The organism is Micromonospora orduensis, from assembly GCF_006228125.1.
In the GTDB taxonomy this organism is placed as follows: Bacteria; Actinomycetota; Actinomycetes; order Mycobacteriales; family Micromonosporaceae; genus Micromonospora; species Micromonospora orduensis.
In genome coordinates, this window is the sequence record NZ_VDFY01000179.1 from 17,220 (window position 1) to 41,680 (window position 24,461).

16 protein-coding genes and 1 pseudogene are annotated in these 24,461 nt (G+C 72.5%); 5 read left to right on the forward strand and 12 right to left on the reverse strand.

Going from position 1 to position 24,461, the window contains the following annotated elements; genetic code table 11:
* Nucleotides 1–2: 2 nt before the first annotated feature.
* Nucleotides 3–515, reverse strand: coding sequence for a hypothetical protein (locus FHG89_RS19605; protein ID WP_139585844.1), 513 nt, complete (start codon nt 513–515; stop codon nt 3–5).
* On the reverse strand, nt 512–2,389 hold the full coding sequence (locus FHG89_RS19610) for a RyR domain-containing protein (RefSeq protein WP_167517468.1): 1,878 nt from the start codon (nt 2,387–2,389) through the stop codon (nt 512–514). The genes FHG89_RS19605 and FHG89_RS19610 overlap by 4 nt, the downstream gene beginning before the upstream one ends.
* 272 nt (nt 2,390–2,661) lie before the next feature.
* On the opposite strand from FHG89_RS19610, the gene FHG89_RS19615 reads away from it, so the two are divergent.
* Complete coding sequence (locus tag FHG89_RS19615) at nt 2,662–4,794, forward strand: AAA family ATPase (RefSeq protein WP_167517469.1); 2,133 nt, start codon at nt 2,662–2,664, stop codon at nt 4,792–4,794.
* Here FHG89_RS19615 and FHG89_RS19620 read toward each other — a convergent pair.
* From FHG89_RS19620 to fxsA, 4 genes are all read right to left on the reverse strand, one after another.
* The gene (locus FHG89_RS19620; protein WP_139585847.1) at nt 4,773–5,921 is read right to left on the reverse strand and encodes a cation:proton antiporter; all 1,149 of its coding nucleotides are present in this window, start codon (nt 5,919–5,921) and stop codon (nt 4,773–4,775) included. The two genes, FHG89_RS19615 and FHG89_RS19620, sit on opposite strands and share 22 nt — an antisense overlap.
* A 99-nt stretch (nt 5,922–6,020) precedes the next feature.
* A complete protein-coding gene (locus FHG89_RS19625) occupies nt 6,021–7,013 on the reverse strand; it encodes a hypothetical protein (protein WP_139585848.1) in 993 nt (330 codons plus the stop codon).
* 12 nt (nt 7,014–7,025) lie between these two features.
* Nucleotides 7,026–10,847 (reverse strand): FxSxx-COOH system tetratricopeptide repeat protein, encoded by a 3,822-nt coding sequence (gene fxsT, locus FHG89_RS19630; protein ID WP_139585849.1) that lies wholly within the window; start codon nt 10,845–10,847, stop codon nt 7,026–7,028.
* 66 nt (nt 10,848–10,913) lie between these two features.
* The gene (fxsA, locus tag FHG89_RS19635) at nt 10,914–11,093 is read right to left on the reverse strand and encodes an FxSxx-COOH cyclophane-containing RiPP peptide (protein ID WP_139585850.1); all 180 of its coding nucleotides are present in this window, start codon (nt 11,091–11,093) and stop codon (nt 10,914–10,916) included.
* Between the two features lie 339 nt (nt 11,094–11,432).
* Between fxsA and FHG89_RS19640 the strand changes: the two genes are divergently transcribed.
* Genes FHG89_RS19640 through FHG89_RS19650 form a run of 3 tightly spaced genes read left to right on the forward strand, consistent with a single transcriptional unit; the run spans nt 11,433 to nt 14,707 of the window.
* Nucleotides 11,433–12,569 carry an FxsB family cyclophane-forming radical SAM/SPASM peptide maturase gene (locus FHG89_RS19640; protein ID WP_244295631.1) on the forward strand — a complete coding sequence of 379 codons (1,137 nt, stop codon included), beginning with the start codon at nt 11,433–11,435 and terminating at the stop codon, nt 12,567–12,569.
* On the forward strand, nt 12,566–13,900 hold the full coding sequence (locus FHG89_RS19645) for an HEXXH motif domain-containing protein (protein WP_167517470.1): 1,335 nt from the start codon (nt 12,566–12,568) through the stop codon (nt 13,898–13,900). The genes FHG89_RS19640 and FHG89_RS19645 overlap by 4 nt, the downstream gene beginning before the upstream one ends.
* A 36-nt stretch (nt 13,901–13,936) precedes the next feature.
* The gene (locus tag FHG89_RS19650) at nt 13,937–14,707 is read left to right on the forward strand and encodes a hypothetical protein (RefSeq protein WP_139585853.1); all 771 of its coding nucleotides are present in this window, start codon (nt 13,937–13,939) and stop codon (nt 14,705–14,707) included.
* On the opposite strand, the gene FHG89_RS19655 is transcribed toward FHG89_RS19650, so the two are convergent.
* The 3 genes and pseudogenes from FHG89_RS19655 to FHG89_RS33035 all read right to left on the reverse strand — a co-directional run bounded on the left by FHG89_RS19655 (nt 14,704) and on the right by FHG89_RS33035 (nt 21,685).
* The gene (locus FHG89_RS19655; RefSeq protein ID WP_139585854.1) at nt 14,704–20,700 is read right to left on the reverse strand and encodes a DUF4011 domain-containing protein; all 5,997 of its coding nucleotides are present in this window, start codon (nt 20,698–20,700) and stop codon (nt 14,704–14,706) included. The two genes, FHG89_RS19650 and FHG89_RS19655, sit on opposite strands and share 4 nt — an antisense overlap.
* 263 nt (nt 20,701–20,963) lie before the next feature.
* A pseudogene (locus tag FHG89_RS19660) lies at nt 20,964–21,200 on the reverse strand (DUF2267 domain-containing protein); the annotation flags it as partial.
* A 68-nt stretch (nt 21,201–21,268) separates the two neighbouring features.
* Complete coding sequence (locus FHG89_RS33035; RefSeq protein ID WP_167517471.1) at nt 21,269–21,685, reverse strand: DUF2267 domain-containing protein; 417 nt, start codon at nt 21,683–21,685, stop codon at nt 21,269–21,271.
* A gap of 387 nt (nt 21,686–22,072) precedes the next feature.
* Between FHG89_RS33035 and FHG89_RS19670 the strand changes: the two genes are divergently transcribed.
* On the forward strand, nt 22,073–22,561 hold the full coding sequence (locus FHG89_RS19670; RefSeq protein ID WP_139585857.1) for a hypothetical protein: 489 nt from the start codon (nt 22,073–22,075) through the stop codon (nt 22,559–22,561).
* A gap of 80 nt (nt 22,562–22,641) precedes the next feature.
* Here the strand turns inward: FHG89_RS19670 and FHG89_RS33870 are convergent, their stop codons facing one another.
* The 3 genes from FHG89_RS33870 to FHG89_RS19685 all read right to left on the reverse strand — a co-directional run bounded on the left by FHG89_RS33870 (nt 22,642) and on the right by FHG89_RS19685 (nt 24,133).
* Complete coding sequence (locus tag FHG89_RS33870) at nt 22,642–23,487, reverse strand: hypothetical protein (RefSeq protein WP_244295634.1); 846 nt, start codon at nt 23,485–23,487, stop codon at nt 22,642–22,644.
* A gap of 95 nt (nt 23,488–23,582) precedes the next feature.
* A complete protein-coding gene (locus FHG89_RS19680; RefSeq protein ID WP_139585858.1) occupies nt 23,583–23,834 on the reverse strand; it encodes a hypothetical protein in 252 nt (83 codons plus the stop codon).
* Entirely contained in the window at nt 23,831–24,133 is a 303-nt protein-coding gene (locus tag FHG89_RS19685; RefSeq protein WP_139585859.1) for a DivIVA domain-containing protein, read from the reverse strand. Before FHG89_RS19685 ends, FHG89_RS19680 begins: the two co-directional genes overlap by 4 nt.
* Nucleotides 24,134–24,461: the final 328 nt, after the last annotated feature.

The following is a 24,461-nucleotide window of genomic DNA, read 5'->3' on the forward strand; positions in this document are numbered from 1 at the left end:
TCTCAGCCCGCCGTGTCCGTCCGGCGCGCCCCTGGCGGCCACAGGACCGTCGTCGGGATGTCGCGCTGCCGCGCCCAGCCCACGGTACGGTCGGTCGCCGCCTCGTGGCAGCCGCGTTCCCCGTCCCAGACGGCCACCAGACGCTGCACCCGACGCAGCAGCTCCCGGTTCGCGGCCACGTACGCCGCCGTGCCGGAGTGCCGGAATCCGGTGTGGACGACCTCGACCGCCCCGCCGAGCAGCTCGTCGAAGGCGGCCCGGCCAGCCACCGGGATCGCCCGCTCACGGTAGTCCGGCGCCGGCAGGACCACCTCGTACACGCCGCCGGTGGCCAGCACCGCCCGCGCGAAGACCTGGTCGGCGCCCGCGGCCAGACAGGTGACGCCCCGCACCGGCCGTTCGCTGATCCGGCGCAGCTCGGTACGCAGCGCGTCGTACACGAGCCGTTCGGTGACGGGGGTCAGGTTGATGTGCCCGGTGATCCCCACCCGGACCGGCCGAGGGTCCAGCGTCATCCGCCGATCATCTCCCCCGACGCGCCGCCGGAGGCACGCGGGGACTCACCCGCGGCGCCGGTCTGCCGGGGCGGCGCCGGCGGGCCGGTGGGATCGGCGCCCTCGGCGGTCAGCCGGATCATCTCGAAGCCGGCATCGGACAACACCTCCGGCAGCGCCCGGATCTCGTTGCGGTTCATCTCCTGGACGTCCGGTGGCAGCTCGTCCCAGGGCCGCAGCGTCGGATGCCGGCGGCGGACGTCGTCGCGCGGCTCGCCGTACACCCAGCCCTCCCCCCGCCGTTCCCGGCACCACCGCTCGTGCTCCAACCGGGCCAGCTCGTCGATCCGGTCGTCGATCGCCCGGCTGGCGCCCGGATCCGCCGTACCGGCGGTGGTGCCGTGCCGGGGCGCCACCACACAACCGAGGCTCAGCAGCTTCGCGGCGATGTCCTGCACGTGGGCCCGGTTGGCCCGGCGCAACGACTCGGGAAGCCGAGCCCAGTCCACCATGGCGGGCGCCGAACCCCGGCGCACACCGGCCTTCGCCTGCGACTGGAGGTACTTGTCGTGGATCTGCCGGGCCAGCCGTTCGGTGAGGTCCTCGGCGATCAACTGGGCGTCACAGGCCCGGGTCAGCACCGGGTAGAGCTGGAGCCGGCCGTGCACCTCGTCGAGCAGATCGTGCCGCCGGTCACCGTGGAACGCGGCGGCGAGCGCCGCCTGCCGGTACACGGGTACGAAGACGGTGCTCTCCGCCCGTTGCCACAGAGCCGGGGTGTCCAACGCCAACTGCAGGCCGTTGCGTTCGTCCACCGCGCAGACGTAGAGCCGGTCGTAGCCACCGCGCAGCATCCCCGACCCGACCAGACCGTCGAGGTCCAGGTCGTACGGCCGGACCTGGCAGGCGGCGGGCAGGAAGGGGTGCCGGGCGGTCGCCAGCTCGAGTTCGACTGTGGCGTCCGGCGCCACCAGGTCGACGCGCAGCGGCGGCACGGGCCGACCGGGCGGCGCCTCGGCCTGGCGCAGCTGCCAGTGTCGGGCGCTGGCCACCAGGGCGGCACGGCGGAAGCTGCCCTGGCCGGCGATGAGGATCCGGACCGGTCGACCCGTCGGGGTGGGCAGGGGGTGGTGCCGGTGCAGGGCCCGGGCGGCGACGTCGTCGACGTGGAAGTAGTCCAGCCGCAGCCGGCTCGAACCGGCCGCGCCCAACCGTCGGGCCTGCAACGACAGGCACATCTCCGGGTCGTGGACCTGCACGTAGACCCGGGCCGGTTGCCGCCGGTCCTGGATCAACCGGCTCGCCGCGTTGGCGATGGCGTGGTTGCGGTCGTCGTCGTCCGTGCAGGCGTAGACCGTGTGGGCGTGCGGCAGACCGGCGCCGCGCAGCACCTCGGGGCTCGTCGGGTCGCCGGTGACCCCCAGGTAGCGGCGCCGCCGGTACTCCAGCGGCCCGAACGGTTCGGCCCGCACGACGACCACCCGCTCGCCCTCGCTGAACAGCCGGTCGGCGAGCATGTGGGCGAACTGGGAGTCGCCGCAGACCACCGCGTGCCCGCGAGCCCGCCGGGCGCGCAACCGGCGGATCTCGGCGGCCAGCAGCAACCGGCTGGCCTCCACCACCGCGAGCAGGGTGAACAGCGGAGCCGCGAACCGGGCGACCTGCAACTGCCACGGGTACGGGCCGGGATCCTGCAACGGCTCCGCGCCGAGCACGAACAGCTGGATGTCGTAGTAGACGACGTCGTACAGGTCGTAGCCGCTGCCCGGCTCGGCCCGCAGCAGCCGGTCGAAGCCCACGTAGCCCAGCACCAGCGCGAGCAGGCCGATCACCGCGAAGACCATCCGCAGTGCCCTCCCGGCCGGGCGGTACGCGCCGGGGACCGGACCCGTCATCGACCAACTCCCTCGTCCGCGCGACGCCGCGATCCACGGGACCGGGCCACCTCGCATCGTATTCGACGCAGTCGATCCGACCGGACCATCGGCACCCCGGCTGATCGGCTCTTTTCCCAGGTGAACGACGCACTCGGCGGATGCGTACCGGTCCCCCTGACTCGCCACCGAGGGTTACGATTGCAAGACGGGCCGGAGGGGCGCAGAAACGGGTCGGCCTCGGGTCCCCCGACACCTGGCGCCCAGGCCGGAGCTACCGGAGGATCACGGAGATGGACGCAGTCGAAGGTCCACCGGCGGCAGGCCCGGTCAATCCCTTCTCCCCGACGGCCGTGGCCCGGGTGACGGAACAGGGCACCGGCGGGAGCACGGTGGTCACCGCCGCCGTCCGCGACGCCACCGACCAGCTCGACGACTACCTCCGCACCGGTGACGGCGCCGTGGTCGCCCTCGTCGGTGACTACGGCACCGGCAAGACCCACCTCGCGGTCGAACTGCTGGCCCACGCACGGCGGGTCACCGGAGCCGCCGGGCAGGCCATCTACCTGGACGCGCCGGGCGACACCTTCCTGTCACTGCACCGCCGGTTCCTGACCCGACTGTCCCGGGACGCGGTCCGTGAGCTGCTGACCGGCTACCCGCCCGACCCCTCGGCCGATCAGCTCGTCCAGCGGCTCCGCGCGGATCTCGCGGAGGTCACCACCGACCCGGCGTTCGGCACCGCGTTGGCGATGCTGCTCGACCCGAGCACCGAGGCCGCCGCCTGGGACTGGCTGTCGGGTCACCCGCCGGGCCCGGCGCTCGTCGCCGCCGGCGTCACCCCCAGTACGGACGTGGAGGCCACCGCCGTCGAGGCGATGGGCGTACTGGCCCTGCTGCACGGTCGACGGCACGACCGCTTCGTCCTGGTCCTCGACGAGCTCGACAAGATCCTCACCGCGGGTGGCCGGCCCGGCCCGGAGACGATGGCCCGCCTGCAACGGCTGCTCGGCGTGTTCACCTCCGCCGGGGCCCTGCTGGTGATCGCCGGGCTGCCCGACATGCTGCACCTGCTCAGCACCGAGGTACGCCAGCGGATCGGGCCGATCGTCCGGATGTCCGCGCTCACCGGCGAGGACGTGCGCACGTTCATCCGGCAGACCCAGCTCCGGGCGTTCGGCCAGGCCCGGCTCGCGCCGTTCACCGTGGAGACCACCGAATACCTGGCCAACCTCGCCGACGGGGTGCCCCGGCGGGTGATCCGGCTCTGCTACCACCTGTTCCAGCGCGCCGCCCAGGCCGGCACACCCGTCACCCACGTCATGGTCCGCGAGGTCGTGCGGGTCCAGTTCGACCTGGCCAGCCGGCAGGACGTCGCCGCCGACGTGCGGCGGGTGCTCACCCAGGACGGCTGGTCGTACCAGCGGGACCATCTGATCGGGTCGATGCGTGACCTGCCGGTCGACTTCTGGATACCCCTGGAGGAACGCAACGCGGGCTGCTGCGTGCTGCTCAGCGAGTCGATCCTCAAGGCGGAGGAGGTCGACGATCTGCACCGGAGGGTCGTCGCGATCCGGGCGGCCGTCCCGGACAGCGAGGTGATCCTCGTCGTCGTCGGCCACCTGCCCGCGGAGTTCGCCGCGGAACTCGCCGGCACGTTCAGCGTCGAGCCGATCGTGCACGACCCGCAGTCCTTCGCCGAGGACCTGTCGGGCAGCGTCAAGGCCCTGATGCGCCGGCTGGAGCAGGCGATCGGCGCGGACGCGCTGACCTCGGTACGCCAGCGCGTCGAACGGATCCACCGGCAGCAGAGCAACACCCAGCGCTCCATCGAGCACCTGTCGTACCAGCTCGACGAGATCCGGGGCGAGCTGCGTCCGGCCGGCCTGCTCGGCGTCGTACGGCAGCACCAGCCGGAGGCGGGGGCGACGCCGCCGCTGCCGGGGCGGGTCGCACGGATGTTCGTCGAGGCCATCGACGCCCTGGATCAGCTCACCGGTTTCGAGCGCCGCCTGCGGGACGCGTTCGCCCCGCACCGCGTGGCGACCGTCGGCGGCGCCGACGGCGGCCAGGCCCTACGGTCGCTGCTGCGCTCGCGGGACGTGCAGCGGGCGGTCGGCACGTCGGTGGTCCTGCGCCGCCTCATCGAGGCGTTCCGCGAGGGCGTGGAGCAGTGGTACGACGGCCACCGCGCCGATCCCCAACCGACGGACCTGGAACGGTTGGATCTGCTCTGCGAGACGTACGACGGGATCGCCGAGTACCTGCCGCTGTTCCAGTTGGACACCCTGAGCGGGCTGGCCGCCGCCGGCGCCGGTGGCGAGGACGGCGCGGATCCGGTCGATCGCTCGCGTACCTGGTCACAGGCGCGGTCGGTCTTCGACGGGCTGGGCGGTCGGGTCCGTCAGCTGCTGCTGGCCGGCTGAGCGCCGAGCGGGGTCGGGTCGGCGTCCGGTCGGGGCGCGGTGTCGCCGGGGCCGCCGGGTCGACGCCTGTCGAGCACCGCCGTGGCCAGGGCGTGGATGACGTTGACGACCACGATGGCCGTCGCCACGATCCCCACCGTGCCGGGGAAGTCCCGTTCCAGGACGAGGGCGAGGATCACCGCGGTGATGCCGTTCTGCTGCCCCCAGGCGAGATAGCGCCGGTCGGTCGCGGGCAGGCCACGGGTGATCGGCACCGACACCACAAGTTGCGCCGCCACCGCCGCCAGCCCGAGCACCACACCGGGCACGAGGTCGACGCCGTTCACCAGCAGCAGTCCCAGCAGGAAGGTGGCGACCAGGTACGCCGCCTGGGTGGACCGGCCGACGACGGGGCCGAGGCGGGGGCGGAAGAAGAGCCCGGCGATCGCCAGGCCGAGCATGAGGAACTGCCAGGCGGCGAGGAGGACCAGCGCGATCAGCAGCGCCACCGCCAGCCAGTTGAGCGCCGTACGGAGCCGGGGGCGGTGCGCGTCCTCGCGCAGGCCGGCGGCGCGCAGCAGTCGCCACAGCAGCCAGGCGCCCACGGCGAAGCCGACGTTGGCGAACAGGTCGATCAGCAGGTCCAGGGGCCGGTCGCTGATCGCGCCGGCGAGCGCGCCGCCGTCGCCGCCGCTGAGGTCCAGGGCGAACGCGGAGACGTAGACGGTGAGCAGCACGGTGATGGGGTCGTCGAAGGACGCCCAGATGGACAGGATGGATCGGGCCCGCGCGGAGGTGCGGTCCGGGCGGCTCATCGCGGCCACGGCGAGCGGGTCGATCTGGGCGACGGCCACGCCGAGGACCAGGAACGCGGGGTCGCGGAAGGCCAGCATCATCACCCCGGCGATGAGCGCGGCCTTGGCGACCACGCCGACGGTGACGGCCAGCAGCACGGTGCCCAGGTGGGTGCGTACCTCGGCGAGGCTGATGTCGCGGGTGCTGCCGACCAGGCCCACCGCCAGCAGGACCGAGGCGAGCAGCAGGTACGCGGGGGCGCGTTCGAGCCCGTCCACGTCGCCGGCCCAGGCCACGACCAAGCCGGCCAGGGCGGCGGCGACCACGGCCGCTGATCTCGCCAGTACGGTCACGGCCACCCAACCGACGCGTCGAACCTGGTTGATCCGAGCTGAGGATATCGGCGCCGGCCAACCACCTCAATCGCGAACCACGTGAATCCCCGCGACAATTCAGGCCGACGCCGTGAACCGTCGCGCCACCGCCGCCAGGTCCTCGTCGGCGCGGGCGACCGAGTCCTGGCCGAGGGTCACACCGACCAGGTAGTCGTCCGGGGAGAGCCGGTAGTAGTAGACCGCGCCCATCTCCACGTCGAGCACCAGCCGGGTGACGTTCCCGACCACGGCCCGACGCAGGTCCCGCCCCACCTGAAGGGCCAGCAGCGACAGGTCGCCGGCGAGGCGGTGGTAGCGGTCCCGCCGATCGGCCACCGAGATGCCCCGGTTGAAGAACGGGTCCAGGTCGGGGTGGTCGAGGATGTCCACGGCCCACTCCTGCTCACCCATCCGGTGGTGGCTCAGGTAGTGCAGGCCCTGCGGGCGCAACGCCGTGAGCGTCCCGTCCGGCGACGGCGCCCCGCTCCGGTGGGGGCGGAACTCCTCGGTCGTGGTGGGCGATGTCGCCTCACCGTCGGTGTCCGCCTCCCAGCCGCCCGGGTTCTGCGACCGCTGCCGCAGGAGCCGGCGCAGGTCGCTGGCCAGGTGCGCGGCGGCCTGGTCGACGATGCTGACCCGGCCCGGGTCGGCCACCGGCCCGGTGTCCGCCTCGGGGACGGCGGCGAATCCGACGATGTGCTCGTTGCCGACCACCGAGTTGCAGAAGACGAGACCCGTGCGGGTCTGCACGACCGTCCGGATCAGCGCTCCGGTGTGCAACTCCCCCAGCCGGCGGTGCAACTCGCTGACCCGGTAGACCAGTTGCGCCCCGACCCGGCGGTACGCCTCGCGGCGCTGCGACGGCTCCTCCTCGTCCGGCGACGGCACCGACGGGTGGTCGAGCAGGTCCAGCGCGAAGTCGAGCACCCCGCTCGTGTAGTGGGCGACGTGGTAGACACCGCAGCCGCTGAGCAGCAACGCCCGGCAGAGGTCGCGCTTCTTCAGAAAGCCCGGGACGTCCTGCTCGGCCGTCTCCTCGACCAGGGCGTCGTGCAACTCCGGATCCGTCACCTGCTCACTCCCTCAGCTCTGCGGCACGTCGATGTCGGCGTCGGTCAGCGCGGCGACACCAGGGGTGCCGTTACGTAGCGCGCCGATCGCCGCGAGGTTGGCGGCGGCGTCCCGGGTGACCGGGTGGGCGCGACCGAGGTAGCCCAGGGCGGTCGCGTGCGCCTCCTCCTGCATCGTCAGCGCGGTGTCCAGGTCGCCGCGTGCGGCCAGGTGGCCGGCCTGGGCGGTCGTCGCCGCCAGCGTCCACGGGTGCGCGTCGCCGAGCTTCGCCCGCAGCGAGCGCAGGCCGCGATCGCCGTACCCGACGGCCTGGTCGAACTCCCGCAGGCCGCGCTGGAACAGGCCGAGGTTGACCGAGCAGACCGCCGTGAAGGGGTGGCCCTGCGCCAGCTTCCGATCGTAGCCGCGCAGGCAGCGCATCGCGCTCTTCACGGCGATCCCGGCGTCGCCGGCCCGGTAGTAGTCGGCCGCCAGGCTGAGCAGGCTGCCCCGGGTCAGCGGGTGGTCCTCGCCCAGGTTCTTGACATAGCCGCTGTACGTCTCGGCGCTGCGCTTCTTGGCCGGGATGGTCAGGCCGAGACGGCGCTCGGTGACGGCGAGGCTGCGGTTGACCCGCAACTCGTCGAGGAGGCTGCCGGTGGGCAGCCCGTGGATGCGCGCGAGCGCCTCGCGCAGGGTCGCCAGCGACCTGTCGTACTCGCCGACCTCCCGCTCGCACGTACCGACCTGACACGACGCCCGCCAGGTCCGCGGGTCCTCCGGGCCGAACAGCAGCATCCGGCGATCCCGTTCCTGACGGGCCAGCCGCAGGGCCTCGCGGGCGTCACCGGTGAGCAGGAACGAGATGCCGAGGTTGTTCACCGCCATCCGGGTGTTCGGGTGGTCGTCGCCGACCAGACCGCGAAAACCCTCGAAGGTGGCCTGGTCCTCGACCAGGGCGTCCTCGAACCGGCCGAGGCCGCGCAGGTCACCGCCGCGACCGCGGCCGGCGACCAGGGTACGGAAGTGGCGCAGGCCGTAGCGGCGGCGCTGCTCGCTGAGCACCAGCTCGTCGAGTCGCAACGCCTCCTGGTGGTCGCCCAGCGCCCGGTGCAGGTTCGCGGTCTGGACGAACAGCCGCATCGTCAGCTGGTCCATCTCGTCGCCGCCGGCCCACCGCTCGCAGGTCGCCGCTGCCAGCTGCAGCGCCGAGCGCCAGGCGTCGCTGTCGTTCGACAGGTACAGGTGGCGGACCTGTTTGACGACCCAGTGCCGGACCTGTCGGTCGTCGGACTCCAGCGCGCCGGAGGGAATCAGGTGCTGCTGCAACTCCTCGAAGACGCCGGCGTAGCGGCTGTCGTCGGCCTCCGGATCGGTCGGGGCGTAGCCGGCGAGGCCCCGCAGGACCTGCCGGTGCCGCTCGTACCGCTCCGGCTCCGGGATGGCGCCCCGCAGCAGCACCTGGATGGCCCGGTGCATCCGCAGCGCCGACCCGTGCCCCCAGTCGACGTCGTAGAGCGCGAAGCGGGCGCCGACCGTGAGGACGAGGTCCACCTCGCCGGCGTCGAGCAGCAGCTCGTCCGCGTCCCGGCCGGACGCCGCGGCGAGCTGGGTGAGCATCGAGGTGGACCGCAGCAGCGGCAGCCCGATGCCCTCCGGGGAGAGGAAGGCGCTCAGCTCGGCCAGCCGGATGGCCAGCTCCCCGAAGGGGGTCGCACGCAGCGCCTCCAGGGTGATCCGCAGGACCCTCGCCACGCTTGAGGTGTGCGACCCGGGAATGCTCTCCCCGAGTTCCTCGTCGGACCGCCGTTCCAGCGCGGTCAGCAGCTCCCGGACACTCTGGCCCACCGCCTCCAGGCTGGGCACCCCGCCGCGCTCCAACACCAGGGCGCGCTGCCGCATCCAGGCCGTCGCCAGGCGCAGGGCCAGCGGCAGGTGCTCCAGCGCCACCGCGATCGACCGGGCGTCCTCGGTGCTGATGCCGAGCACCCGGCGCAGCATCGCCACGCTCTCGTCGCCGGTCAGGGCGGCGACCTCCAGTGGGGAGGGCAGCCCGGACGAGCCGTCGTCCCGCGAGGTGATCAGGACGTGCCCCACGCCCTCGTGCGGCCAAAGACCGGTCAGCACGTCCGCGTCGTCGGCGTTGTCGTAGATCAGCAGCCAGCGTTGGAAGGCGCCGTCGGGCGCGACGAGCGCCTTCAACGCGGCCTCCGCCGCCCCGGTGCTGTCCACCGCCTTGATCTCGTCGGCGAGCGCGCCGAGGCCGGTCTGCACGGTCTCCCGGTCCTGCGCGGGGATCCACCAGACCACGTCGTAGTCGTAGGCGAACCGGTGGGCGAACTCGCGGGCCAGCTCGCTCTTGCCGACCCCCGCCCCGCCGGTGAGGGTCACCGGGCCGTCCTCGCTGGTGAGGTGGTCGCGCAAGCGCTCCAGATAGTCGTCGCGGCCGACGAACGACGGGTTGCGGGGAGGCACGTTGAACCGCACCCGCCGATCGGGGTCCGCCGGAAAGCGCGGCACGTTGCGCAGGCCGCCGGCGGGTTGCGCGGGAGCGATCAGGCCGAGCTGGCTCAACAGCAACGACTGCGCCCGGACCGCGTCGGCCCCGCGCAGGTCGACGACCCGCTCGGGGCCCGACGTCTCCCGCCACGCCTCGCCGGCCACCAGCACCCCGAGCACCTCCGCCGACGCATCGGCGGCGTCCGGACGCAGCCCGGACAGGCCCGTCTCGGCGAGATCCGGCGACAGGACCGCCAGCACCGTGCTGCCCGGCCCGAGGCCGGGCTGCGCGCCGGGGCGTACCGCCCGCAGGTGGGACCGGACCCCGGCACGGCGCAACTGCCCGCCGATCCAGTCCGCCCAGGGCCGGTCGACCGGGTCGTACGCCACGGCGATGTCGCCGAGGGTCTCCGCAGGCTCCAGCAGGACCGCGTGCCGGTAACGCCCACGGATCGCGTCCGGCACCGGCGCCGCCCGGGTGACCTCACCCCCGGTGATCCACTCCGTGATCCGCTCGTACGCCCTCAGCGGGCTGTTCGCGTCCTTCGGGTCGTCGGCGAGCACGGACAGCACGTCGTCGAACGTGTCGTAGTTGTGCGCCGGCACCTCCAGGATCCCCGTCGGCGCGGGGCCCTGGGCGTCGTCGGCCGCCTCCTCCTCCAGCAGCCAGGCGAAGGCCTGCCGGACGTAGTCCCGGGACCCACCGTGCCCGGGGTCGGGGACCTCGTGCAGGGTCGGCGCGGCGAGCACCCGGATCCCGCCGGTGGCCCGTTGCTGCAACTCCCTGGCGAGCCCCGCCGCGTGCTGCACGGACAGCCGACGAGGTGGCATGCAGACCACCGCGACGTCGCTGAGCACCGCGCTGTGGGTGATCCCCGGCGCGCTCAGGTCCACCGGGGCGTCGATGAGGACGTAGTCGTAGTCGGCCTGCTGGAGCAGTTGCCGGATCCGGGCGGCGTCCCCGGTGGGCAGCCCGTCGGTGGCGGCGCCGAGACCGACCATGCTGAACGTGGCCGTCGAGCCGGACACCGCGTACCGGTAGAGGGTGCCCTGTTCGGGCGCGACCGGCGCGATCACCGTCGAGGGCGACACCGGCGGGGCGTCCGGCGCGGGGGTGAGCACGGCGGCGAGGTCGTCGCCGAGCGTGCGGGCCGCCGCGACGGCGTCCACCTGCACGGGGCGCAGGAAGTCGTACACCCGGGGGGTCTTCGGGCACCAGTCGACGGCGAGCACCTTCTTGCCGTTGCCGGCGAGGATCCAGGCGACGTTGGCCACCGCGCTGCTGCGGCCGGTGTCGTCGGCGGGCGACACGAACGAGACGATCGTGGCGACACCAGCTGTCGCATCCCTGCTCATCTTCATCGGTCTCCCCCGGCCCGGGCGGTGGTGCGGGTCGCCGGCGTCACCGCGGCGCCCGTGGGGTCAGTCGTCGCCATCGAGGGCGCTCTCGAAGCCTGCGTACTGGTCACCGGCGGCGGCACGGCGGTCGAGCCGCCCCAGCGCGGCGACGAGGACACCGTTGGGCAGGGCGTCCAGTTCGGCAAGGTCCAGTTCGGTCAGGTCGATCAACTCCGAGCGGAGGTCGTCCTCTCCGGCGTCCATCCCCGACCACCGCCTGTCTTCGTGTCGCGCCGCCCGGTCGGTCCCACCGCCGGGCCAGACATTGACCGGTCGCCAGATCCGCTGAGTGTGCTCATGATAACCGTGCGCCGCCGCACCGGCGGACACCCGGACGGCGGCCGGACCAGGTAGGACGGGTCCACCCCGCCGCCGGCCGGTCAGCGGCGGCACCCGGAACGCCGCCTGTCGATGTATGCTCCACTCTGGTAGGTGGCCCGACCGGCGACCGACAGGACGGCGGAGCGTCTGATGCCCGGACCCGTTGGCGGCCACCGGCCGGGACTCGGCACGGCGGCCCGCTCCGCGCCACCCGGGTCCCCGATGCCCTTTCGACAGTTCGTGGTGAAGCTGCACAGCCGCTGCGACCTGGCCTGCGACCACTGCTACGTGTACACGATGGCCGACCAGCGTTGGCGTTCCCGACCGCGGACGATGTCGGCGGCGACCCTCGCCCGCACCGGTGAGCGCATCGGCGACCATGCCCGCCGGCACCGGCTGCGCGGGGTGAGCGTGGTCCTGCACGGCGGTGAGCCGCTACTGGCCGGGGTGGCCGGTGTCGAGCGAGCCGTCGAGCTGCTGCGGCGTGGCGCCGCCCCGGTTCCCGCGCGGATGACCGTGCAGACCAACGGCGTCCGCCTGGACGACGCGTTCCTGCGCCTGTTCGACCGGCTCGACGTGGGGGTCAGCGTGAGCCTCGACGGGGACCGCGCGGCACACGATCGGCACCGGCGGGGGCCGGACGGCCGGGGCAGCCACGACCGGGTCGAGGCCGCGCTGCTGCGGCTGACCGGGTCGTACCGCCGGTTGTTCAACGGTCTGCTGTGCACCGTCGACCTGCGCAACGATCCGGTCTCCACCTACCGCAGCCTGCTGGTCCACCGCCCGCCGGTGGTGGACTTCCTGCTGCCGCACGGCACCTGGTCGACGCCGCCCGCCGGTCGCCCCGCCGATCCACGGCAGGCCCGGTACGCGGACTGGCTGATCGCCGTCTTCGACGAGTGGTATTCCGACGGCGGGCAACGGACCCGGGTCCGGCTCTTCGACGAGATCATCCAGCTCCTGCTCGGCGGGTCCTCCCGCCTGGCCGGGGTGGGCGTCAGCCCGGTCGCGGTGGCGGTGGTGGAGACCGACGGGGCGATCGAGATGGACGACACGCTCGGCGCCGCCCACGCCGGTGCCGGCGACACCGGCCTGCACGTCGACCGGGACACCTTCGACGCCGCCCTGGAGCAACCAGGCGTCCGGGCCCAGCAGGCCGGGGTGGCGGGGCTCTGCGCGCAGTGCCGGGCCTGCGACCTGCACCGGGTCTGCGGCGGCGGTCTCTACACCCACCGGTGGCGCGCCGGCAGCGGCTTCGACAACCCTTCGGTGTACTGCGCCGACCTGTACCGGCTCATCGGCCACATCCGCCGCATCCTGCGCCGGGACGTGACGGCACTGCGGGCGGTGTCCCGGTGACACCGGCCGGGCACCGGCTGCCCCGGGCCGTCCTGGACGCCCTCGCCACGGGCGGGGGCGGGCCGACCGCCGTCGAGGTGCTGCGCTCCGCCCAGCACAGCAAGAACCTGCTGCTGATCCGGGCGCTTGTCGTCCTCACCCACCGGGTCGACCATCCGGACCGGGCAGCCGTCGAGGCCGCGTACCGGCTGGTCGGTGGCCTGGACAGGGGCGAGCGCCAGGCGGCGTGGGGCCATCCGCCGGTGGCCGCCTGGGCCTTCGGCACCGCGTCGCTGCTGAGCCGGGGCGAACACGCCGCGGCGTACCCCGGTCTGCTCGCGGCGGTCGCCGCCGCCGCCGCGGTGCGGGCCCGCGCGGACGCCGACCTGGACGTGCCGCTCGACCCGGCCACGCCGGGCCGGCTGGACCTGCCCGGCCTGGGCACCCTGCGGGTCGACCCCACGGCGGCCCGCGCCCGCGTGCGCTGCGCCGGCGGGCGCGCGGAGGTGCGCTGCGCCGGGGAGCGAATCGAGATCGGGTACGACCACACGCCCGACCACCGCTGGCGACCCTACCCGGAGCTGCGGGCCGCCCGTGGCGGGCTCACACTGCGGCTGCTGCTGGACACCGGCACGTGGCGGCACGTGCCGGTGGCGCTCGGGGTCGGCGCTCATCCGTTCGCCGATTCCGTCCGCGACCCCGGCCGCTGGCAGCACCGGCTGCGCGGGGCGTGGCGCCTGCTAGCCGACGAGCACCGGGCGGTCGCCGAGGAGGTGTCCGTGGCGCTGCGGACGCTCGTGCCGCTCAGCCCACCCCGGGCCGGGGTCCGCAGCGGCACGTTTCACCACGGCTTCGGCGCGGTGGCGATGTCCCTCCCACCGGACTCCCGCTCGGCGGCGGTCACCCTCGCCCACGAGATCCAACACCTGAAGCTGGCCGCGCTGACCGACCTGTTCCCGCTCGTGGAGCCCGGCCCCGACGAGTCGTTCTACGCGCCGTGGCGACCCGACCCCCGCCCGCTGGAGGGCCTCCTGCACGGCGCGTACGCCCACCTGGGGGTGGCCGGCTTCTGGCGCCGGCAACGGCTCGTCGAACGCGACCCGGCGGCCCGCCAGCACGCCGAGGTCGAGTTCGTCAGGTGGACCCGGGCCGTGGGAGAGACCCTGCGGGTGCTGGCCGCGCAGCCACGCCTGACCGCCGTCGGTCGGCGCCTCGTCGACGGCATGACACCGGTCCTCGACCGGTGGGCGCGGGAGCCCGTGGAGCCCGACGCGGCGGCCGACGCCGGGCGGCTGCTCGCCGCGCACCGCGCCCACTGGGACCGGGAGCGGGCTGGGGCACGGCCGGCGTGACAGCGAGGCTTGCCGATCTCCTCTACGCTGGGCGCCATGGGGGACGCTAACGGGCAGCCCACCCGCCGCGAATGCTTCGTCATCGCACCGATCGGCCCCGAGGGCTCCGAGATCCGCGAGCGCAGCGACCAGATCCTCGAATACGTCATCCGTCCGGTGGTCGAGGCCCGCGGATTCCAGGCGATCCGGGGTGACGAGATCGAACGCGCCGGGCTGATCACCTCACAGGTGCTCGACCGGATCATCCAGAACGACCTGGTCATCGCGGACCTCACCGACCAGAACGCGAACGTCTTCTACGAGCTGGCCGTGCGGCACGCACTGCGTAAACCGTTCGTGCAGCTGATGGCGAAGGACCAGCAGCTCCCCTTCGACGTGCAGGGGATGCGCACGATCCTGGTCGACCACAGAAATTTGCGCAGCGTGCACGCCGCCAAGGAGCAGCTGGGCCGGGCCATCGACTCGATAACCGACGACGCCGACATCGTCACCCCGATGTCGGTCGCCCTCACCCTGCAGGACCTGCGCGGCTCGTCGAGCCCGCACGAGACGGGCCTGTCGCAGGTCATCGAGACCCTGCCGCAGATGATGGACATCCTCCAGGACCTGCAACGGCACATGGGCACCGCCGCCCCCGTCGAACCCTCCGAGGCGGACGACCACCGGCGGCTGCGCAGCCTCATCATGTCGCTGACCGACCGTGGGGTGGTGACCGAACAGGACCTGACCGGCCTGCTCGGCGGAGCCAGCAGCAAGTTCGACAAGTGGGTCCAGCACCTCATCCAGCGCACCAACGGCGCCGGCTAACCGTCCTGACGCGCCAGGGTGAGCCGTCCCTCCTGGTCGTATCGGAGGCGGCCGCTGGTCAGTGCCACGTGCAGGCCGTACCGGAGGAGCTTGTCGATCTTCTCGGTACGGCGACGGTAGCCGAGGCGTTCCAGGCCGGCACGCAGCAGCCGCTCCTCGTCCATGCTCCGTACGTCCTGCAGCACGTGCACGAGGGCGTTGGCGACCTCCTCGGGCGGCACCTCCTCGAACGCCCGGTCGTTGCTGGCCTGGATGACCCGGTACGCGCGGTACGTCTGCGGGTCAGCGCCGTCGGGCCACGCGTACCGACCCAGGGTGGGGTGCGCGTACAGCCGGCGGGAGTCGACGAGGGCGAGGACGGCGGCGCGCCGGTCCTCGCGTGTGCGCAGGAAGCCGAACCGGGCGAGGGTCAGGCGCGCGAGGCGGTGCTGCTCGACGGGGCCTTCGGCCTCGATGATCTCGCGGAGCGCGGTCCGCATCAGATCGCGGACGCGCTGGTCGGTGGCGAGCAGGTCGAGGTCGGCCTGGTCGCCGAGCGGCGTCGGGACGTACGGAATGAACGGACTCGGGGTGATGGCGCTGGGCGCTGTCGCCGCCGCGACTGTCACCGGAGGCGGTGCGGACGCCGACGTGAGTCCGGTGACGGGTGGCGGTGACGCACTCGGGCGGGGTTCGTCGTCGGCCGCGAGACGCGACTGCGGCATCTCGGCCGGTGCCGGCTCGGTGCCGGTCGCGATGCGTTGCTGCGGCAGCACGACGACGCTGTGCGGCGCCGCATTCCCCACGGGCTCAGGCTCCGGCTCGACGGACGTGGTGGCCGCAGCTCGGGTGAGCGCTTCGTCGACCCGGTCGAGCAGCGCCGACCGGTCATGGATCCACGCCGGCAGCCAGAACCGCACCACCTCCGACCAGCCCATGATCGACCGGAGCAGCGCGGGCGCGGAGTCCCGGTCGGCAACCGTCGGGCGGGCACTCCAGTCCGGACCGTCGAGCATGACGGCCACCTGCCACCGGGGTGTTCCCGGCGTACGGACGGCGATGTCCACGGTGAAGTCGGAGAGGCCGTGCGAGGTACGGACCTCGTTGCCACGCTGGCGCAGCGCCGCCGCCACCTCGTCGCGGATCCGGCTGCGCCGTTCGGCCTGGCCGGCCGCCAGGTCACCGAGACGGTCCACGCCGGCCGCGGCCATCTCGCAGTACGCCCGCAGGTGCTGGGTGCCAAGCGCGGAGGTCCGGGACAGGTCGATGTCCGACGGGTCGAACGACGAGTAGAGGACGACCTGGCGGCGGGCGCGGGTGATGGCGACGTTGAGCCGTCGTTCGCCGCCGGCCTGGCTGAGCGGACCGAAGTTCAGCGGTAGCTGGCCGGTCTCCGGGTTGGTGGAGAAGGCGAGGGAGAAGAGGACCACGTCCCGCTCGTCGCCCTGCACGTTCTCCAGGTTCTTCACGAAGATCGGCTCCGGGACGGCCCCGGAGAGGTGTTCGCGGATGATCGGATCGCTGCTCTCCTCCAGCAGGTTGAGGATGAGGTCCCGCTGCTGGATGTTGAAGGTGACCACCCCGATCGACCGGGTGCCGGTGGCCGGGTCGTGCAGCCGGCGGGTGATGTCCGCGAGGATCGCCCGCGCCTCGACCTCGTTGGTCCGCGAGCCGCCCCGGTCGTACTGGCCGTCGACGCGCCGCCAGGTGACGCCGGCCGAGCTGGCGGCGCCGGGCGACGGGAGGCTGGAGAGTTTGTTGTCGTAGTAGTAGCGGTTGGAGAAGGCGATGAGTGACTCGTCGTGGCTGCGGTAGTGCCAGGAGAGCCAGCGCTGCGGCAGCCCCGATTCGACGGCCTCGCTGAGGATGCTCTCCAGGTCCTCCGGCACCGGGCCGTCGCCCTCGTCGACCTCGTCGACGCTGTGGCTGGCCTGCATGATGCTGCTCGGCGGCATCTGCCGGGAGTCGCCGACGACCACCACGGCGCTGCCCCGACCCATCGCGCCGATCGCCTCGGCCACGCGGATCTGCGACGCCTCGTCGAAGATGACGAGGTCGAAGCGTTGGCTCCCCGGTGCCAGGAAGTTCGCCGCCGACGCGGGGCTGACCAGCACGCACGGGGTCAGCGCCAGCACGGCGTCCGGGTACTGCTCGAACAGCTCCCGGAAGGATCGCCCACCCCGCTTGCGGCGAAGCTCGGCGGCGAAGTCCGCGAAGCGGCCCCGCCGGTCGGTCGGGCTGAAGGGGCGTCGGCGGACCAGCACCGCCGGCAGCTGCGTCGGCAGCGCGGACCGCAGCTCACCGGCGGCCGCCTCGAACTGGTTGATCTCGTCGTCGTGCAACTCCGGGTCGAAGTACTGCAGGCCGCCGGCCCGTACCCGCTCGGCGAGGGACGCCGTCGCGACTCCCCGCCGGTAGACCTCCTCGGCGAGCTGCGCGTTCACCTCAGCGCGCAGCAACTGGTCGCGGTAGTCGGTGAGGCCGGCCGAGGCCAGCGTGTCGGCGTGCGTCAGGACGGTCGCCCAGCGGCGCAGCGGGAACAGCTCCTCGGCCCGCAACTCGTGCAACCAGGCACTGCCGTCGCGCTGCCACGCGTCCACCCAGTGCGAACCGGTGGCCCACAGGGTCAGCTCCGGCCCGGCCGACCGCAGGACCCCGCACCAGGCCCGCCACCGTGAGGCGACCCGGTCGAGAAGGCCCGCGCCGACATCGGTGAACCCGTTGTGGAACAGCTCCCAGGCCTGTGGGTGCCGGGCCAGGAGAGTCCGCCCGGCCCGGGTCGCCTCGACCGCCCCCGCCAGCCGCTCCTGCGCGGCGGGGTCCGTGGGCTGCCACCGCGGCAGCCACACCCCGCCCACCGCGACAAGCTGCTGGTGGAGCGAGGCCGCCTGCGCCTGCGCCGCCACCAGCCGACCGGTGGTGACCTCCACCCGGTCGACGTCGAGCGCCGCGCCGGCGACCAGGTGCACCGCCAACCGGTCCACGACGGCCTGCCGACGCTTACGCTTTCCGAACAGCTTCTTGGCCGCCTCCTGCGCCTCGGCGTGCCAGGCGGTCAGTTCCGGGTTGGCGAACACGTCCGGCCGGAAGGTGGCCAGCTCATCGGCGAACCCCTGACGGAACGCCGCCAGGTCCGCCTGGAGCCGGGCCACCGCCTCGTCCCACCGGCGGTCGCCGGCGCGCAGGGTGGTCTCCCGGTCCGGCAGCAGTCCGCGTACGGCGAGCCAGGCCCCGGCCTGCACCTCGCTGACGGTCGCCGGGGCTGGCAGCGTCCGCAGCAGGTCCACCAGCTGCGGGTGGGCGGCGAGGTCGGCACGGAGGCGTTCGAGGTCGGCGGCGATCTCGGTGAGCGCGGCGGCGTGCAGCCCGTCGAGGGTGCGGCAGCCGCTCAGCGCCCACGGGTGCGCGGCCCGCAGCCGCGCCGACCGTGCGGCCGCCGGGAACTCCCGCAGGGCCGTCTCGACCTGCGCGCGTGCCTCGGCTGGCGCGTGCAGATAGCTCGACGGGATCGGGGCGACCGGGCCGTCCCCGTACGCCAGGGTCTGCTCGTAGGCCGACCAGAGTGACATTCCGACGGGGTTGGTGGTGTGCACCTGTGCCGGGTACTCGGTCAGCGGGGCGAGCCGCGTCCGGTACGCCGTCTCGACGGCCGTCCACCCGCCGTCGCCGCCCTGGTCGTGCTGGTCGAGGGCGTCACGCAGCTGCTGGCGGATGGCGTTGAGCGACTGCTTGCGCCCGTGCAGGTCGAGGGCGAACGGACCGAGGCCGATCTGCTTGAGGCGGCGCTTCACCACCTCCAACGCGGCCTGCTTCTCGGCGACGAACAGCACCGACCGGCCGGCGCTGACCGACCGGGCGATCATGTTGGTGATGGTCTGCGACTTGCCGGTGCCGGGCGGACCCTCCAGGACGAAGGAGTGGCCCCGCTCGGCACGCACGATGGCCTGCATCTGCGACCCATCGGCGGGAATCGGCAGATGCAGCTCGGCCTCGTCGACCATCACCTCGGCGTCGTCGGGACGGGCCGGATCGTCGAAGGTGGCGCCGGACGACTCGACCAGGTGCCGGACGACCGGGTTCTCCATGAACCGGGGCCAGTGGTCGGTGAGGTCCCGCCACATCTGGAAGGTGGAGAACTGCAACAGTCGCAGGCTGGCGGTCTCGTCGATGCGGTAGTTGAGCCGGTTGTCGACCAGGCCCGTGTTGATCGCCGCGAGGGTCTTGGCGATGTCGATGCCGTGCTCGTCGAGGACCGGCCGCTCCAGCTCGGTGATCCGGACGCCGTGCTTGACCCGTAACCACTCGACCAGGCAGTGGTTCGGGCTGGCGACCTCGGTGCCGTCGATGACCATCGCGTACGGGCGACGGCCGGTGCCGCCCTCGATGCGCACCGGCAGGAGGAACAGCGGCGCGTACGCCTCTCCCCCGGTCGTCTTGGTGTGCACCAGGGTGCCGATGGTCAGGTAGAGGTAGTTGCTGCCGGTCTCCTGCTCCATCGTGCGCGCCTCGCGCTGCAGCGCCCGCATCGCCGTCTTGTAGCGGGCCTCGGTGACCGCGCCGTAGACGCGCCGGTCGGTGCGCAGTTCACGGGTCAGGATCTCGGCGTCGAGGTCCTGCGCACGGCGTGCCCCGGCCAGCTCGTGGACGTGGCTGATGTCGTCCTGCGGGATGACCTGCACCTGACGGCCGTCATGGATGAGGTCGTCGAGCAGGGCCAGCGCGCCCGCCGGAACGTGCAGATCCAGGCCACGACCACGCTTGGGCAGGTTGAGCAGCGGGTTGCGCAGGCTCAGGTCGAGCAGCGACTTCTTCCACTGCTGGATCCGGGCCGGCGAGCCGTCGGACTGCTGCGTCACCTCGTCGCCGTCGTCGGCGAGCTGACGCAGCTTCGCGGCGGCGACACCGTCCGGAAGCTCGATGGACTCCCCGGTGGCTGCGGTCGGCTCCTCGACGAGCGCGGTGGTGGTCGGTTCGTCGGTTGACGGCAGCGGTCGGATGCCCGAGCGGTGAGCCAGGTGCACATCGACGAGACCCTGGACGCGCTCACCGTCGCCGCGGAAGTGGCCGAGTCCCACCCGTACCGCCTCGGTGAAGGCGGCCGACCGCGCGCCCGGACCGATACGTGTCAACTCCACCGGCACCGCCCGGCCGGAGTCCACCATCGAGATCAGCAGGTTGCGCTCGGTCACCGCGGCCGAACCCAACCGCTCCTCCTCCAGCAGGAAGCCGCCGAAGGCGTGCCCCTCGCTGATGAAGATGAGCGGGTGCAGGCCCGCCGCCTCCAGGCACGCGGCGTACGTGACCGCCAGGTCGAGGCAGTTGCCGAGTCGGCCGTCGAGCACCGCAGCTGTCGTCCGTACCTTCTGGCCGGTGTTCTCGAACGACGCCGGCAGGGTCTGGTAGGTGATCTCCAGTTGGCGCAGCGCCTCGTACACCGCACCCGCGATCAGCGCAGCCCGCTCCGAGCCCTCCTGGTAGCCCTGTAACGAGCCGGAGCCCGTGCGCGCGAGCAGGATCTGGGCAGCCGCCCGCAGGACCGCCTCCACCGCCCGGGTGTTCGGCTGCACGAAGGCCGCCAGGCTGTCGTACAGGGCGGGGCTGTTGAACCACTCGTTGTGCGCCAGCACCCTCGACGGGGCGACCAGCCGCAGTATCTCCTCCTGCGCCTGCACCCGGAGGGTGTAGTCGACCGGGAACGCCTCGTCGGTGCGGTACAGCAGCACCCGGTCGGGCGTGAAGTCGCGGAAGTCGTCCCAGCTCGTGCTCGCGCCGGGCCGCAACGGCGCGCTCAGCGTGCGCGACCACGGCTCGGTCAGCGCGCCGTCCGGGCCTCTCAGTTCCAGCGTCAGCGTCACGTCGGTCAACGGCACCGGGCCGCAGTTGGTCAGCGTGAGATGACGGACCAGCGGCACCCGGTTGTGCACCAGGGCGGCGTTGATCGCCGGCTGCACGAGCAGCCCGACTTCGAGCTGGTCGTCGTCGGCGGTGAACTGCGCGAAGACGCTGTCGGACATGGGCATTTCTCCAGGTGGGGAGACCGTGGAGGGCCAGCCTAGCGGTCACCCGGCCGGTGGAGAGGACCCCGCCCGTACGACGGCTGCGCTGCCGCTGACGGACACCTTCCACCTCACCCCCCGGCCGAGGACACTCACCGCACCGCAGGCAGCCGTAGCCGACGGATCAGCGACGTAGGCGGCGGGAGCAGTCTGTCGTCGGCAACCGCGCCTGCCTCGACGGGCCGACCATGCGTTCACCTGGTGTGGACTACCCGCCAGGTTCAGCGGGGGCGACTCAACCACTCCCAGGCGTGGCGGAGGCCCACCTGCACCGGGTCGCCTACCTCATTGAGGAACTCCGCGAGGTCGATCCGTTCGGTGAAGTCCACGTCCTTGTGCAGGTAACCCCGCAACTCCTCGGGGACCTGGGTGGCCAGGTGCCGCGCCTCGCCACCACTGACCCCTTCCGCCAAGGTCGTCAGCGTGGCTCCGACGACGTTCGCCGCCTCCGCCGCCGGCGTTCGCGCCCGCTTCCCACCAGTTCTCCTTCCGGTCCGGTTGGGGTGCGTCGCGGGGTCCGTGCGTGCTACCCGGGGCGCTGCCGGCTACCGGCACTCGCCGGCTCGATCACCTGCCGGAACTCCTTCGGCAGCTGGGCCAGCGCGTCCTCGAACTCGTCCCGGGTAACAGCCTCACGCAACGTGGTGAGGACCGCGCGGACGCCGGGACCGGCGAGCGTACGGTCGATGGCCGGGTGGTCCGCCACCCGCCGCACGAACTCGTCGAGCCCGAACGGCTGGGCATGTTCCTGCCTTCGGAGCGGTGGCGGTTTGCGCAGGTGATCGTCGAGCCCGTCGGGAAGCTGATAGGCAAGGTCCTCAGCCTGGCCGGCGCTGATCCGATCTGCCAATGTCTGCAACGTCGCGCTGGTGAGCGTCGCCGCCTGATCGGTCGACACCTTCGCCCGCGTGGCCACTGCGTTGATGAAATCCTCGTATTCCACCTGATTCTCCTCTCCGGCCCGATCGCCGTCGAACCGCCTGTTAGGTGCGCCCCTGACCTCAATGCGTCGCGTTTCGATTCGGTTCGTCTTGCCTGATGGCGGCACGACGTGTTCGAACTGGCTGGCCCCTGGGTTCCCGGCGGCGAAAGAAGGATTCCTGGCGTTCCCGCTCGTTGAGCTCGCTCGTGATCCCCAACTGGTTGTCGCGCAGCGCCCTGGTACCTCGACAGCGTGTCGGAACCGGGGGTGACCGTGCCTCATCCCGATCGGGCGAATCAGGAGGGTGGCGAGGCCGGGAATGGTCAGCCTAGCGGTCACCCGACCGGTGGAGAGGGCCCGGACGGTAGGCTGATCTTGGTGGGCGTCCCCTGGGGCAGGATGTGCGCCATGACGACGCACCACCAGCACCTGGTCTACGGCCACGCCACCAATCACGACTGCCTCGCCTTCGCCGACGCCGGCACCGCGACCGAGGAGGCCGCGGAGATCCGGGCCCTCGCCGCCGCGCGAACGTGGGGCGAGGCGCGACAGGTTCAGATGACCCACCTGTCGCACCCCGCCGGCCCCGACTGCTACGAGCCGGAGGACGGGTACGGTGACGACGAGCCCTTCCACATCACTGAGGTGGGCGCGGTCGTGGAAGGGTACTGGCCCCCGATGGTCACGACGCGCGCGCTCGACGTCCTGCCGCAGGACCTGCGGGACCGGTACGCCAAACTCGTCCTCACTGTTCACAACGGTGAGTACCTCGATGTTCCTGTCGACTGTGAGGCCGAGCTGGTTGCGGAACTGCGGGAACGCGGCTACGAGGTGACCCGCGACGACGAGCTGATCAACCTGCTCGACGGCGTCAACCTGGGCTCACCCACCGCTTGAGGGTTGACGGAGACGCCGGCGTCACTCGGAAGGGTCGACGGTGTCGGCGCGGCGCGAGCCGGCCTCTCCGTGGCTGGTGCTCAACGTCGGCGCTTGTTCAGACTCGGAAGGCCACCGGACACGGTCCGCACGCTGCCGTCCGGGTTGCTCCGGCCGGGCTTCTGTTGGGCCTCCGTCACCCGCCTCCCGGCGAGGTCGGAGGCGCTCAGGTTGACGACGACCCGGTCCGGCCGCCGCCAACTCCGCAGGTGAGCTAAGGCTTGCTGGCTGTCGGCGATGCCGGTGAGCGCACGAATCGCCGGCATCGCCCGGGACGGGTCAGCGAGCAGGAGATGAGCGACGTCGGCCGGGGTCAGATTGCGCGGCGAGGCGTTGCCGGCCGAGACGAGTGACCCGTGGATCTCCCCATTCTCAAGCCACAGCCACACCGGCCTCCGGCCATCGCCGGCTCGCATCACCGGCGTTGTCGGCCCGGCCCTTAGCGTGGTGGAGGCCTGCCTGGCCACGAGGTGGGCCCGTAGGACGGCCGCCAGCTGCGCCTGTTGCCGCGACAGGGTCGCAACGTCGGCCGCCGGGCGGGACAGGGCTACCTGACCTGACGACGCCTTCCCACGGAGTTGCGGCGGCTTGGTCGGGGCGCCTCGCCGTTCCCCCGCTCGACGTTCCCCCACGAACCAGCCGGCGAACCTCCACTGCTCCCGTGTGAAGCTGACCGGGATGACCTCGACTGGGTCTGGTGCCGACGTGACCCGAACGGAGAGTTGCGCGTGCCGCCTCGCCTGGTCGGCGGCGGTGAGTGACCCGATATCGAGGATCGCGCCCAACGGGATCCGCCTGACATAGGGCTTCGGCCACGGCAGCAACCGCCAACGCCGGAGGACGACATGTTCCTCCTCGAACCTGGCGTCCCAACGCCGATCGGCCATTCCCGCCACCTCCCGTGCTGCGCACGCTAGCGGCCTGATGATCATCAGCGCACTCGGCACAACGGGCAGTTGAGGTGCCGGATCGTCCGGTTGTGTCAGCGGCGCAGCCGACGGGAGCAGGGGCCGTCGTGGCCGTCACGGAGGAGGCAGCGCCGGCCACCAGGCAGCCGCAGGTCGCAGAAGACCCGGTGGCGGAGGAACTGCTGGTCCTCTTCGGAGACGGTGGTCTCCCCCGGGTCCGCCATCGGCAGCACCAGCATCCACCGGCCGATGACCCGGGCCAGTCGTTGGGCGGCGGGCAGATCGGTGGCAACGACGGGCAGGTGGATGACGTACCGCTGGCTCATTTGGTCTGGCCCCGCTCGTTGCGGGCGCCGGCCTGGTCGGCCTGCCGGCGACGCAGGCCGGCCTTGATCCGGGCCGTCTCGAGGCGGCTCTCGGCGAGAGCGGCGTAGACGGCGGCCATGTCGATGGCGACCCGGTCGAGGAAGGCGTACACGTCGTCGGGGTTCAGGCCGCGACGTCCGAGCCCGGTCGGCGGGAAGCGGCGCTCGCGCACCTGCCACGGCAACAGGCTGGTGTACGCGGCGGAGCGGTAGGTCGCACCACCGCCGACTGGGGCTGATCGCTGGTTACGAGCGTTCATGTCTATCCGCCTTCCTGACCTGGCGCAGGGCGGGCCTGCTCGCTCATCCGGTGCGGCAGACCCACCCCGCCCTGACACCGCAGCTTCACTCCGCGGTACGGCATCACGATTGCTGAGCGAGGGTTGTTCGGGAAAGCACGGCGGCCGTTCGGGGGGGACCGGCCGGCCGCCGTGCTGGGATCAGCCTGCGATGGACCGGAGCGGAGACGCAATGTTTCGGGCCGAGATTTCGCCAGTGTGGATTGACTTTCTTTGCTGCAATCCATGCGAGTTGCAGGAGCGGCTGATGCAGTGTTGCGCTGTGGAACGTGGAGGTTTGCGGATACCC